Source organism: Candidatus Paraluminiphilus aquimaris (assembly GCF_026230195.1).
Classification (GTDB): domain Bacteria; phylum Pseudomonadota; class Gammaproteobacteria; order Pseudomonadales; family Halieaceae; genus Luminiphilus; species Luminiphilus aquimaris.
This window is the reverse complement of record NZ_CP036501.1, coordinates 1,363,146-1,375,209: the sequence shown is the minus strand read 5'-3', so window position 1 is coordinate 1,375,209 and position 12,064 is coordinate 1,363,146. Positions and strand designations below refer to the sequence as shown.

The following is a 12,064-nucleotide window of genomic DNA, read 5'->3' as shown; positions in this document are numbered from 1 at the left end:
ATGATCTTTTTTTGTCGACGGGCGTGCCGCCTAAACTCTGCAATTGATAAGCTGTAAATACTATCAAATTCAGACGGTTGAGGCTACGTCTAAGGCCCTCTTGAATTGGGAACATTTGATCTATGACATTGCCAAACTTTGCTTTACACGCAGATGCAATTATTCCCATCGCAGGTCCTGAAAAGATCGTGACGGGGAAGAGCCTTATTGTCAGAAATGGCCTGATCGAAGGCCTTGTGCTCACCGAGGACGCGCGGCAGATCGAAGACGTCGAGCACATCGACTTGCCGGGCCACACACTGATGCCCGGCTTGGTGAATGCACACGGCCATGCGGCGATGACCTTGCTGCGGGGCTATGCCGATGACATGCCGCTTGCGCGTTGGCTAAATGACAAGATCTGGCCAACGGAAGGTAAATGGGTAGCGCCCGATTTTGTGCGTGACGGGACAGAGATCGCAGCGGCCGAGATGATCCTGAGCGGCATTACGACTACCAGTGACATGTACTTCTTTCCCGATGTGGCCGCCCAGACACTCAGCAGCGCGGGTATGCGCACGCAAATTGTATTTCCCATCATGAATGTTCCAACCTCATGGGCGAGTGATGCGCGTGAGTATCTCGACAAGGGGCTGGGTCTGCGCGATCACTTCCGAAACGACGAACTAGTCGATGTCGGTTTGGGACCCCACTCCACCTACACCGTTGACGAGTCGTTACTCAGCACAACCGCCATGCTCGCCAATGAACTCGACGCTGCCGTCCAAATCCACCTTCACGAGACCCAAGCAGAGGTGTTGGCTCATGTTGATGCAACGGGCGAGAGACCGATTGATCTACTTGCACGCATTGGGCTCTTGGGCCCGAGAACCCAGTGCGTTCATATGACAGATCTTGGCAATCAAGACATTGATACGCTGGTGCAACATGGGGCGCATGTCGTGCATTGCCCAAGGTCCAACATGAAGCTCGCCTCAGGCGCTTGCCCAGTTACCAAACTCAGAGCGGCGGGCGTCAATGTGGCGCTGGGCACTGACGGGGCTGCTAGTAATAACAAACTGAATGGTCTTGCTGAAATGCAGAGCGCCTCGCTACTGGCGAAGTTGGAGAGCGGCGACCCAACCGCGCTTTCCGCCATCGACAGCATCAAGGCTGCAACGCTTGATGGCGCTCGCGCCATGGGCCTGGACACCGTTACTGGGAGTCTAGAAGCGGGGAAATCAGCCGACATCATCGCGCTCGATACGACCGGCTTGTCCATGGCCCCCAGCCACTCTCTGGACTCAAACATCGTTTATGCCAACTCAGGCACCGAGGTCACTTGGAGCTGGATTGCAGGGAAAAATGTCCTGAAGAACAGACAACTGCAAACCCTAGACAACGACACCTTAAATGACAAAGCGCGGGCTTGGCGCGCTAAACTCTCGGGCTAGTTACACCGTATACAGCCCGCAACATTAACGACGCCATAACCGAGTACTCGATGACACACACCAACGTAGACCCTGACGAAATAGCGAAGTTTGAAGCACTTGCCTCACGATGGTGGGATGAAAATAGCGAGTTCAAGCCTTTACACGACATCAATCCATTGCGCGCAGGGTGGATAGACCGCTACAGCGAAGTGAAGGGGAAAAAGCTCATCGATGTCGGTTGCGGTGGCGGACTGCTGAGCGAGGCGATGGCGCATCGCGGCGCAACCGTCACGGGAATTGATATGGGGGAAGCCCCCTTATCAGTCGCCAAAATTCATTTGCTTGAATCAGAGCTTGATGTCGAATATCGACAAACGACGGCCGAGACACTTGCCGAGGAGAGACCCGAGGCCTACGACGTCGTGACTTGCCTCGAAATGCTAGAGCACGTGCCAGACCCATCTAAGGTGGTACAGGCTTGCGCCGACATGGCAAGGCCCGGCTCCGATCTTTACTTTTCCACCATCAACCGTAATCCGAAAGCCTGGTTGTTTGCGATTGTAGGTGCAGAGTACGTTCTCAATATGTTGCCCAAAGGCACCCATGAGTATGACAAGCTAATAAAACCCTCTGAACTGAGTCGCTGGGCAAGGGCGGCGGGACTGCAGGTCGAAGCCATGATTGGCCTTACCTACAACCCGCTCACAAAGCACTATCGATTGGTAGAGGGCGATGTGTCAGTCAATTACATGATCAGGGCGAGCAAGCCTGCATGAGCACGATGTCGTTTCGTGCCTTTGTTTTTGATCTCGACGGCACACTCATCGACACCGCTAGTGAACTCATTGCGGTTTATCACCGCATGTCTGTCGAGCTAGGCAATAGCGAGACGCCCTTTGACGATGCACGCAAGCTGATTTCACACGGCTCAGGTCGCCTTGTGACAGAGGCCACAGGAATCAGGGAAGACGACCCTCGCTGGGAGCCCTATCGACAGCAGTATTTAGACTGGTACGAGGAGATCCTTGGCACCAGCGCAACACCTTACGAAGGTTTGGTAGACACAGTCGCCGAGGTGATTAAAGGCGGTGGTGCATGGGGCGTGGTAACCAACAAGTTCAGACGCTTTGCTGAGCCCCTCATGGATGCGATGCCTTTTGACCCGCCCGCACAAAGCCTCGTGACGCCCTGCGATGTGGCGAAGGCGAAGCCCGACCCCGAAGCTATTTTGCTTGCGGCCAAGCAACTGCAAGTCTCACCAGAGCAGATGGTGTACGTGGGCGATCACATTCGCGATATCCAGGCAGGCAATGCGGCTGGCTGCTACACGGTGGCCGTCAAGTACGGCTACATCGAAGACCATGACCACCCTGAAGAATGGGGTGCTGACCTGTGCGTTGAGACGCCCGCGGCACTCTGTAAGTGGATAAGGACCCAACTACCATGCCAGTAGCACCCAACTCCTGGGCAGCACGCCCGGATGAACTCGCAGACAAGACGATTTTGGTCACAGGCGCCGCAGAGGGCATCGGCAGAGCAGCGAGTCTAGCGTTCGCTCGCTGCGGTGCTGAGGTCTTGTTGCTGAGTCGCAATGAAGCGCGCTTGGAGGCACTCTATGATGAGATCGTGGTCGCAGGTGGCAAAGAGCCCGCTATCCTCGCTATGGATTTAGCCAAAGCCACCCATGATGACTACGTCACGTTAGCTGGCTCTTTGGGTGAGGCCATCCCAAAGCTTGACGGACTGCTCCACAACGCGAGCCTGCTTGGCGATCGAAAACCCATCGCCCAGACACGCGCCACGAGCTGGCATGATGTCATGCAAGTCAACGTCAATGCGGGTTTCATGCTGACGCAAACACTGCTGCCGCTCCTTGACCAATCACCCTCGGCGTCCGTGGTTTTTACGAGCTCGGGTGTGGGTCGAAAGGGTCGCGCCTACTGGGGGAGCTATGCGGTATCAAAGTTTGCGACCGAGGGACTTATGCAAGTGCTCGCAGATGAGCTCGGTGCGACAAGCAACATTCGTGTCAACAGCTTAAACCCCGGCGCCGTAAATACTTCGATGCGACGATCGGCCTACCCCGCTGAACCCCCTACGACAAATCCATCACCTGAAGAGATTATCCGCGAGTGGGTATTCTTGATGAGCGATGGCAGCAAACACCTGAACGGCGAAGCACTCAGCGCCCAATAACCCAAATGATTGCGGGTATGCTCTGAGTAGGCTGATAGCGACCCACAAACTGAGCCCTTAATAATCGCTGAAGACTCACGCAAGCAGGCCTTTCGCGGTGCTCACTAGTCGTGTCGTTTATTGATGTGCTTGCCGCTTTTTCGAGACTGCCGCTCACGCTTTTCAGCGGCCTTCTTTGAGGGCTTGTGAACCGGTCTGGGCTCCATCTGTGCCATGGTATACACAACGTCGGCATCACGCTGCTTCAACTCCATCCACTGACCCTTCTTGAGTTTGGACGGGATAAAAACATCGCCATAGCGCACCCGTTTCAAACGCGACACGGTTGCACCTTGAGATTCCCAAAGCCGCCTTACCTCTCTGTTTCGACCTTCAGCCAGCACCACATAGAAAAACTGATTAATGCTGTCGTCGTCACCCCCGCCTTCCTGTATGTCGGTGAAGCGCGCAGGGCCATCGTCCAACTCAACACCTGATTTGAGACGCTCCAGCATTGTCTTATCGACGCGCCCCATTACGCGACATAAGTACTCGCGCTCCACCCGACTTGAGGGGTGCATCAACGCATTAGCTAAGTCACCATCAGTGGTTAGCAGTAACAGGCCTGAGGTGTTGAAATCGAGTCGGCCAACGGAAACCCAACGCCCGCTCTTTAATCGCGGAAGACCGTCAAATACCGTAGCCCGTCCCTCGGGATCCTTTCGAGAGCAAACCTCACCGACAGGCTTGTGATAAAGCAAGATACGATTGTCGATCACCTCGTCATTAGAAACAGGCTTACCTTTAAACTTAATTTTGTCGCTTGCGACGACACGATCACCCAACTTGGCTTTCTTGCCGTTAACCATCACCTCGCCCGCGGTAATGCTCTCCTCGAGCTTCCTACGAGAGCCATATCCCATGCGCGCAAGGACCTTCTGAAGCTTTTCACCGTCAGGCTTCTCCGACCCATTGTCCACGACGAGCGTCTCGGTATTGCTATCTGGACCGCTCATTCAGACTCAACTCCTGCAACGCTTTCTTCCGGTGATGGCTCAACAGCAATACCTTGGTTATCGAGAGCTTGGTTATCGAGAGCTTGGCTTTCTGAATCTTGCCCCTCTGAGTCCAGATCCTCGGCTATCTCCGAACCAGTCTCGTCGGCTCTCGCATCGTGGAACTCTTCGAGCGGCAATGCGCTTGTCATCGTCTCGAGATCCTTAACGTCGGCCAAGGGCGGTAGCTGGTCGAGCGTTTTAAGGTTGAAGTAGTCCAGAAATTCTCTCGTGGTCGCATACATAGCGGGCTTTCCCGGAACGTCACGATGCCCAACGACCTTGACCCAATCTCTTTCAAGCAAGCTCTTCATGATATTACTTGAGACAGCCACACCCCGAATGTCCTCAATTTCACCCCGTGTGATGGGCTGACGATAGGCAATCAGTGACAACGTCTCCAGAAGAGCTCGCGAGTAACGCACGGGACGCTCAACCCACAGTTTGCTGACCCAAGGCGACAAGTGCTGTCGGACCTGGAAGCGAAAACCACTTGCCACCTCGGCCAACTCAAACCCTCGTCCCTCACAGCGTCCAGCAATTGTGTCCAGCGCAGACGATATATCAGCGGTTGATGGACGCTCCAGCTCGTCAAAAAGCTGTGCTAACTGCCTCTTAGATAGCGGCTCTCCGGCCGCCAATAAGGCGCCCTCGAGTATTTCGACTAAATCATGATCGCCCATAGTGATGGTTACTCGCTTCGCGCTTTGATGTGTATAGGGGCAAATTCGCCGGACTGCACAATGTCCACCAAAGACTCTTTTATCAACTCTAAAATAGCCAAAAACGTTACCACAACGCCGAGCCGCCCCTCTTCGACCTTAAACAGCGACTCAAAAGAGCAAAATTCCTCAGCTTGGAGCGTTTGAAGAACATCTGCCATTCGCTCACGCGTCGACAGCGACTCCCGTTTAATTTGGTGACTTTCGTATAAATCGGCACGTTTAAGGACCTCCGAAAATGCAATCACAAGGTCCTGTAAATTAACTTGAGGTAGCGGCTTGGTTCGCTCCATCGGCGGAGGCTCTGCCGAACCAATCCAGGTATCTCGCTCCACCCGAGGCAGCTCGGCAATGTCCTCTGCTGCCTTTTTGAATCGCTCATACTCCTGTAGTCGTCGCACGAGCGTCGCACGCGGATCCTCTTCCTCTTCATCCGCCTCTGTCGACCGCGGCAAGAGCATTCGTGACTTTATTTCGGCCAGCATTGCTGCCATCAGCAAATATTCAGCGGCCAACTCGAACTGAACAGCGTCCATCAGCTCGACATACTTCATGTACTGCTCGGTGATAACCGCCACGTCGATATCCAAAATATCGAGATTTTGTCTGCGTATAAGATAGAGCAACAGGTCAAGCGGCCCCTCGAAGGCCTCCAAGAAAACCTCGAGTGCCCGCGGTGGAATGTAAAGGTCCTTCGGAAGCTCGGTAAGCGCCTCGCCTAATACCACTGCAAAGGGCATCTCTCCTTGCTGTGGCTGCCCCATACGTTTTTCTACCGCGGTTGAGGCTCGTAGGGACGCCGTCGGCCCCGCCTCTTGATCGGGATTGGACGCACTCGCCACCGGTGGTGCGATCGGCTGCGTTTCGCCAGAAGCGATGCTGCCGGTGTCACCTGAAGCGGGAACTGATGTATCTGTCGTATCGTTCACATCTTTTCCTATGCGTTATACGAATGCGTCCGACGCACCCAATCCCTGGCGAAGCAATTCAGTTTCCTCACCACTCATGTCAATCACAGTGGTGGGTTCCAAACCACAATAGCCACCATCAATAACAAGGTCGACGTCTCGTTCAAGCGTCGTGCGTATATCGTACGGGTCACTAAGCGGATAGTCATCACCGGGCAGTAATAAGGTGACCGACATCAGAGGCTCACCCAACCGGCTGAGTAGCGACTGCGCAATGGTATTGTCGGGCACCCGCAGACCAATTGTTTTACGTTTCGGACTCATAAGGCGCCTAGGCACCTCTTTACTCGCCTCAAAAATGAAGGTGTAGGGGCCAGGAGTTGAATGCTTTATCAACCGGTAAGCGGCATTATCGACGCGGGCATAGCGAGAGAGCTCAGATAAATCCTGACACATCAGCGTGAAATTGTGGTCCTCAGCTAGCTTGCGGATTTGACGGATGCGCTCAGCGCCCGCTTTGTTATCGAGCCGGCAACCCAATGCATAAGCAGAATCCGTAGGGTAGGCGATGACACCACCCTCCGAGAGAATATCGACCGCTTGATTAATCAAACGAGTCTGAGGTGTTTCGGGGTGAACGGTAAAAAACTGACTCATAGCGGATCCCTACTGCGGCTTTATCTCTGCTGCATTGCCTTCCTGAGCACGCTGACACAACGCATCCCACACGTAGTTTCCTTCTGCGAGCCTATCCGTATCGACGCCCAAGGTCGGTCCGTACTCGAAGCTCCGATGAAAATCAGATCCAGCGGATACAAGAAAGCCTAAAGAATCTGCCATTTGGCTCAGACGTTTCATATCGGCTTCAGGCTGACGACCATTCAAGATCTCCAAACTCTCGCCCCCTGCTGCCTTAAAATCGGTCAACAGCGCACGAAGCTTCATACCCGTCAGCTTGTATTTTAAAGGGTGTGCCAAGACAGTCACGCCCCCAGCTTTCGCGATCGCACCAACCACTTCAGCCATGGAGGGCCAAAACGTTTTTACGTCGCCGATTTTGCCCGCGCCAAGGTATTTATCGAATGCCTGAGTCAGGGACGTAACGTGTCCCATTTCGACCATCCACTGTGCAAAGTGGGGGCGTCCAATCTGACTCTCGCCTGCGGTTTCCTGCGCACCCTTCAACGCCCCTGCAAAACCCGCCTTTTCTAGCCGATGTGCAATCGTTTTTGCACGCTCGATACGCGCCTCGGACAGCGACTTGACCATCGATGTAATGGCCAAAGACGAGTCATCGAAGGCGAGCCCAACAACGTGAATCGTGGTGCTTGCCCAACGACACGACAATTCGACGCCCGAGATCAGCCCTACTTCCTGCGCTGTACCCGTATCTTTTACCGATTGATAGCCCGATAAGGTATCGTGGTCAGTGATAGCGAAACACGTAACACCGGCTGACTTGGCTTGTTCGAGCAATTCAGCCGGAAGCAATGCGCCATCAGATGCCAGAGAATGTGTGTGGAAATCGACAATCACAATTACTTAACTTTTAACCTTCGTGGCGGGCACTTAAACTGACGACTTAACCTCAGAAGCAAAACCCGTTTGAGAACTCAGCGCCACATAGTAACAGAGCCTACATGAAGCAACTCTTAGAATTCTTCCCTTTAGTCATATTCTTTGGTGTATACCAGCTGTCGGGAACGACGCTGACGCTCGGCGGGTACGCCCATACCGTCGATGGTATTTACTCGGCCACGCTTGCGCTCATCATTGCGACACTGCTTCAGTTGATCATTATCAAAGTCGTATGGGGTAGCGTCGAAAAACGCTTATTGGGTGTTGCTGCAGCCGTGACACTTTTTGGCGGCGCCACCGTTGCCTTAAGAGATCCCCTATTCATTCTTTGGAAACCTACTGTTTTTAACTGGGCCCTCGCCTTAGTTTACGTCGTATGGCACGTGGTTCGTAAACGGTGCTTCTTTCAAGAACTTCTACCCAACGAGATTCACATGCCCGCGCATGCTTGGAATAAGGTCACCCTCGTATCCACAATGCACTTCTTCATGGTTGGGGCCGTGAACCTCTTTGTCGCTTATAACTATTCAATGGATACCTGGGTTTCCTTTAAACTTTGGTCCGCCTTTTTGTTCACCATTCTCTGGGCGGTGCTAATCGGCTTGATCATGCACCCGTACCTCAAAGAGTTAGAGGCAGACGTTACAACTGAAACCTCGGCAGACGACGCCTCTGGAAAAAACGATGAGCGTGGGCGCCGTGAAACCGAAACAACCAAGACTTTTTAGCCGAGTGCCAGGGGGCAACTTCTAATGACCAACCTTATGAGATGGACAGCGACGATCGTACTCGGATTCCTGGCGATGACCGCATCAGCGCAGCAAGGCAATAATACCCAGCTCACGCAAGACACCTCGCAGGACGGCGACTTCAGCACCACACAAACCGGCGAAAGCGACAGTGAGCTTGGAGAATCACGCTACATCACCGACCTCATTTACACACCCATTAGAACCGGACCAGGTGGCGATTACCGTATTGTGAATAAAGGCCTGCCGTCGGGAACTGAAGTCACCTATTTTGGCACCGCTGAGGGCGGTGTCTGGGCAGAAGTCGAGACGAAGGGCGGAACGCGAGGTTACTTAAGAGCGCAATACCTGCAAACAGCTATCCCACGTGCCAAACAGCTAAATAGCCTTGAGACGCAACTAAAAAACGCGCTGACAAAGGTCGCCCAACTGCAGGCGCAATTGGACGCATCTGTTGAGGAATTGTCATCCGCCAATGAGGACCGCGGGACTGCGACGCGAGGCCTAGAGGCGACACAGCAAGAACTCGCCGAGATCAAACGTATTTCTGCCAACGCTATTCAATTGGACAAGCTAACCGGCGAACTCACCTCAAAACTTGAGGACGTTAATGCGCGAAATGACCTGCTCAAACTCGAAAACACTCGATTAGAGGGCCGCGTGGCCAGTAATCAGCGTCTTGAGGGCGTTCTTGCTGTTTTAGCCGGCATCTTCCTCGCGCTTGTCATTCCGCGTTTGACCGTCAAACGCCGACGCAACGATGGCTGGCGATAGGCGCCGCTACCGAAAACATTTGATATCACCAATCGACATTGCGTTTGATTTTAGACCCCAAGGAGCTCCATGTGCGCCATCTCAAACAAACCCTGTTAAGTCTCTTCTCTGCAGCGTTACTGATTGGCGGCAGCGCTGCTCAGGCCGAGAACCCTATCGTCAAGTTAGAAACCAATGTCGGGGACGTCACCGTATTGCTCTACGCCGACAAATCACCCAAGACAGTTGAAAATTTTCTCGCTCACGTCGACGAGGGTTTTTACAAAAACACAATCTTTCACCGTGTAATCGACAATTTTATGGTCCAAGGCGGTGGTTTCGATGTCGATTTAAAACAGAGGGAGTCGGGCAGAACGGTCGTCAATGAGTCGAAGAACCGTCTTCACAATGACCGCGGCACACTAGCCATGGCACGGACCAGCGATCCCGACTCTGCTGGAAGTCAGTTTTTCATTAATCAGCGTAACAATCCCCGACTAGACTGGACGCCCTTCAAGCCTGGCTACACCGTCTTTGGCGAAGTGATAAGCGGCATGAGAGTCGTCGACTTTATGGCATCGACCCCTACGGGGAGCGCTGTTGGTTCAACCGACAAGGGAAAGATGCCCCTGCAAGATGTGCCGCTTGATCCGATCGTCTTGCTTCGTGTCACGCGCATATCCCCATGACGATTCTTAGCGTAAACCTAAACAAGGTCGCACTCGTTCGAAACTCACGCGACACCACCTCGCCCTCGCCGCTTGAATTTGCGTCGATAGCCGTAGCAGCGGGTGCAGAGGGTATTACCGTCCACCCAAGGCCAGATCAACGCCATATTCGTGCGTCAGATTGCCATGACTTAGCAGCCGCGCTGAAGGTTGAATTCAACATTGAAGGCAACCCTTTCGCGCCAGCGGCGGCGAGTGACAGGTCGGCTGTCGGCGACTACCCGGGCTTTATGTCGCTTGTCGAGGCTACGCGCCCGGCGCAAGTCACCTTGGTTCCGGACGGCGACGAACAGCTAACATCGGACCACGGATTCGACTTGCGACAAGATAGCGAACGCCTCTTACCCATCATCACGCAACTCAAATCTTGGGGCTGTCGCGTCAGCGTGTTCATGGATCCCGACCCAGAGCAGATGGCCATGGCAGCGGCCATTGGGGCAGATCGTGTTGAGCTATACACCGAAGCTTACGCAGTGGCCCATGCCCACGGGGACTTCACAAGCACCTTAGCAGCCTTTGTCGATACAGCCATTGCGGCTGACGAGGCAGGTTTGGGCGTAAATGCGGGGCATGACCTCAACCTCATGAACCTTCCAGACTTCAAAATCCCACATCTCCTAGAGGTGTCCATTGGTCACGCGCTGACAGTGGATGCTCTGCGCTACGGTTTTGCGGCGAGCGTGGCGCACTATAAGAAGGCGCTTGCGCTCAGAGCTGGCAGTGACTGAAGCGGCCCCCGGCACGCCAGGGGCTCCAGAATTTGATGAGCTCCCGCCTTATCTTGTCCCGCACAGTCAAGCTACCACCCGAATTGTCTACGAGGACACAGACCTTCTTATTGTCGATAAACCCCATCACTTGTTGAGCGTGCCCGGTCGGCATCCACTCAATCACGACAGCTTGATTCGGCGTCTGCAACCGCGTTATCCCGATGTGAATGCGGTGCATCGGCTCGACTTGGATACGTCAGGTATTATGGTTGTGCCCAAGCACAAAGCGAGCCTGTCGGAACTCGCCCGGCAATTTCAACGCCGCCAAATTGAAAAAGAATACACGGCGGTTTTGTGGGGCGAGCTCGACCAAGATGCGGGCGCTGTCGAACTGCCTATCGCAACCGACTGGCCTAACCGGCCCAAGCAGATGATTTGCCACGAACGCGGCAAGCACTCCCTCACCTATTTTGAGGTCATTGAGCGCCGAAAGATGCGGACCCTTGTAAAGCTCAAACCTGTTACCGGTCGATCTCACCAGCTTCGGATACACATGCAGGCGCTGGGCCACCCAATTATTGGTTGCGATATGTACGCTCACCCCAAAGCCCTCGAAGCGTCTGAGCGGCTGTTACTCCATGCAACCCGATTAAAGTTGTGCGCACCGTCTACAGGGCATTGGATTTCTGCCTTCACACCGATACCGTTTGCACTTTAGTGTTCTGTCGGCTCACATCGAGGCAATTCGTTGATTACTGAACTCATTGAAGATGACCACCGCTTAATCATCGTCAAGCCCAACAAGAGCGCCACCTGGCGAACCAACCTTTACGCTCTGATCGCCGTTTCGATTCCTTCTCTGGGCGCAGCCATTGCTTTTACGCTATTAGGTGCCTGGCCAATTCTGCCCTTCGCCGGTGCAGAGCTGATAGGTTTGGGCGCTGCGCTTTACTATGTGAATTGGAAGCTTGAGTACAGGCAGGTTGTTACTGTCCACGCCGCCACTATCAAAATTGAGAAAGGCTACTTTGTTCCAAAACGTACCTGGCTATGGCGGCGGGACGATACGGCACTTAACGTTATCGATGCGAAAAATCAGTGGGAAGGTCCAGCCTTGTGGCTTCATAACAAGGAGAGCCGCACCACGATTGGTGAGTTCCTCAACAAGGACGAGGCTGAAGAGTTGCTGAAGCGATTGCGTGCAGAATTACCGGTTCGCACCTACGGTAGCGAACGCAAGTTCACCCTGTGAGACACTAGCGGCTTCAACG

15 protein-coding genes are annotated in these 12,064 nt (G+C 53.8%); 10 read left to right on the top strand and 5 right to left on the bottom strand.

Features of this window, described 5'->3' with window-relative positions:
- Positions 1–122: 122 nt before the first annotated feature.
- The 4 genes from E0F26_RS06325 to E0F26_RS06310 are packed head-to-tail and all read left to right on the top strand — an operon-like array spanning position 123 to position 3,611.
- Positions 123–1,433, top strand: coding sequence for a TRZ/ATZ family hydrolase (locus E0F26_RS06325; protein ID WP_279240824.1), 1,311 nt, complete (start codon positions 123–125; stop codon positions 1,431–1,433).
- 50 nt (positions 1,434–1,483) lie between these two features.
- A complete protein-coding gene (gene ubiG, locus E0F26_RS06320; protein ID WP_279240823.1) occupies positions 1,484–2,191 on the top strand; it encodes a bifunctional 2-polyprenyl-6-hydroxyphenol methylase/3-demethylubiquinol 3-O-methyltransferase UbiG in 708 nt (235 codons plus the stop codon).
- The gene (locus E0F26_RS06315) at positions 2,188–2,868 is read left to right on the top strand and encodes an HAD family hydrolase (protein ID WP_279240822.1); all 681 of its coding nucleotides are present in this window, start codon (positions 2,188–2,190) and stop codon (positions 2,866–2,868) included. Before ubiG ends, E0F26_RS06315 begins: the two co-directional genes overlap by 4 nt.
- Positions 2,859–3,611, top strand: a complete 753-nt coding sequence (locus E0F26_RS06310; protein WP_279240821.1) for a YciK family oxidoreductase — start codon at positions 2,859–2,861, stop codon at positions 3,609–3,611. The genes E0F26_RS06315 and E0F26_RS06310 overlap by 10 nt, the downstream gene beginning before the upstream one ends.
- A gap of 104 nt (positions 3,612–3,715) precedes the next feature.
- Here E0F26_RS06310 and rluB read toward each other — a convergent pair whose 3' ends face one another.
- From rluB to E0F26_RS06285, 5 genes are all read right to left on the bottom strand, one after another.
- Positions 3,716–4,606: a 23S rRNA pseudouridine(2605) synthase RluB gene (gene rluB, locus E0F26_RS06305; protein WP_279240820.1), complete on the bottom strand. Its 891-nt coding sequence runs from the start codon at positions 4,604–4,606 to the stop codon at positions 3,716–3,718.
- Positions 4,603–5,328 carry an SMC-Scp complex subunit ScpB gene (gene scpB, locus E0F26_RS06300; RefSeq protein WP_279240819.1) on the bottom strand — a complete coding sequence of 242 codons (726 nt, stop codon included), beginning with the start codon at positions 5,326–5,328 and terminating at the stop codon, positions 4,603–4,605. Before scpB ends, rluB begins: the two co-directional genes overlap by 4 nt.
- An 8-nt stretch (positions 5,329–5,336) precedes the next feature.
- A complete protein-coding gene (locus tag E0F26_RS06295; RefSeq protein ID WP_420887703.1) occupies positions 5,337–6,131 on the bottom strand; it encodes a segregation and condensation protein A in 795 nt (264 codons plus the stop codon).
- 180 nt (positions 6,132–6,311) lie between these two features.
- A complete protein-coding gene (locus E0F26_RS06290) occupies positions 6,312–6,932 on the bottom strand; it encodes an L-threonylcarbamoyladenylate synthase (RefSeq protein ID WP_279240817.1) in 621 nt (206 codons plus the stop codon).
- A 9-nt stretch (positions 6,933–6,941) separates the two neighbouring features.
- Positions 6,942–7,811 (bottom strand): PHP domain-containing protein, encoded by an 870-nt coding sequence (locus E0F26_RS06285; protein ID WP_279240816.1) that lies wholly within the window; start codon positions 7,809–7,811, stop codon positions 6,942–6,944.
- A gap of 104 nt (positions 7,812–7,915) precedes the next feature.
- Here E0F26_RS06285 and E0F26_RS06280 point away from each other — a divergent pair, with 104 nt between their 5' ends.
- From E0F26_RS06280 to E0F26_RS06255, 6 genes are all read left to right on the top strand, one after another.
- Entirely contained in the window at positions 7,916–8,581 is a 666-nt protein-coding gene (locus E0F26_RS06280; RefSeq protein WP_279240815.1) for an inner membrane-spanning protein YciB, read from the top strand.
- A gap of 24 nt (positions 8,582–8,605) precedes the next feature.
- Positions 8,606–9,376, top strand: coding sequence for a TIGR04211 family SH3 domain-containing protein (locus E0F26_RS06275; protein WP_279240814.1), 771 nt, complete (start codon positions 8,606–8,608; stop codon positions 9,374–9,376).
- Positions 9,377–9,447: 71 nt separating this feature from the next.
- Positions 9,448–10,044 (top strand): peptidylprolyl isomerase, encoded by a 597-nt coding sequence (locus E0F26_RS06270; RefSeq protein ID WP_279240813.1) that lies wholly within the window; start codon positions 9,448–9,450, stop codon positions 10,042–10,044.
- A complete protein-coding gene (locus E0F26_RS06265; protein WP_279240812.1) occupies positions 10,041–10,811 on the top strand; it encodes a pyridoxine 5'-phosphate synthase in 771 nt (256 codons plus the stop codon). Before E0F26_RS06270 ends, E0F26_RS06265 begins: the two co-directional genes overlap by 4 nt.
- On the top strand, positions 10,804–11,511 hold the full coding sequence (locus E0F26_RS06260; RefSeq protein ID WP_279240811.1) for an RluA family pseudouridine synthase: 708 nt from the start codon (positions 10,804–10,806) through the stop codon (positions 11,509–11,511). The genes E0F26_RS06265 and E0F26_RS06260 overlap by 8 nt, the downstream gene beginning before the upstream one ends.
- A 30-nt stretch (positions 11,512–11,541) precedes the next feature.
- Positions 11,542–12,045, top strand: coding sequence for a DUF2244 domain-containing protein (locus E0F26_RS06255; protein ID WP_279240810.1), 504 nt, complete (start codon positions 11,542–11,544; stop codon positions 12,043–12,045).
- Positions 12,046–12,064 lie beyond the last annotated feature (19 nt).

Bases quoted from the DNA above. Each gene is read 5' to 3' on its own strand.
- E0F26_RS06310 (WP_279240821.1), top strand. From the start codon at position 2,859: ATGCCAGTAGCACCCAACTCCTGGGCAGCACGCCCGGATGAACTCGCA.
- E0F26_RS06290 (WP_279240817.1), bottom strand. From the start codon at position 6,932: ATGAGTCAGTTTTTTACCGTTCACCCCGAAACACCTCAGACTCGTTTG.
- E0F26_RS06275 (WP_279240814.1), top strand. From the start codon at position 8,606: ATGACCAACCTTATGAGATGGACAGCGACGATCGTACTCGGATTCCTG.
- scpB (WP_279240819.1), bottom strand. From the start codon at position 5,328: ATGGGCGATCATGATTTAGTCGAAATACTCGAGGGCGCCTTATTGGCG.
- E0F26_RS06315 (WP_279240822.1), top strand. From the start codon at position 2,188: ATGAGCACGATGTCGTTTCGTGCCTTTGTTTTTGATCTCGACGGCACA.
- E0F26_RS06295 (WP_420887703.1), bottom strand. From the start codon at position 6,131: ATGGGGCAGCCACAGCAAGGAGAGATGCCCTTTGCAGTGGTATTAGGC.
- E0F26_RS06280 (WP_279240815.1), top strand. From the start codon at position 7,916: ATGAAGCAACTCTTAGAATTCTTCCCTTTAGTCATATTCTTTGGTGTA.
- E0F26_RS06265 (WP_279240812.1), top strand. From the start codon at position 10,041: ATGACGATTCTTAGCGTAAACCTAAACAAGGTCGCACTCGTTCGAAAC.
- ubiG (WP_279240823.1), top strand. From the start codon at position 1,484: ATGACACACACCAACGTAGACCCTGACGAAATAGCGAAGTTTGAAGCA.
- rluB (WP_279240820.1), bottom strand. From the start codon at position 4,606: ATGAGCGGTCCAGATAGCAATACCGAGACGCTCGTCGTGGACAATGGG.
- E0F26_RS06325 (WP_279240824.1), top strand. From the start codon at position 123: ATGACATTGCCAAACTTTGCTTTACACGCAGATGCAATTATTCCCATC.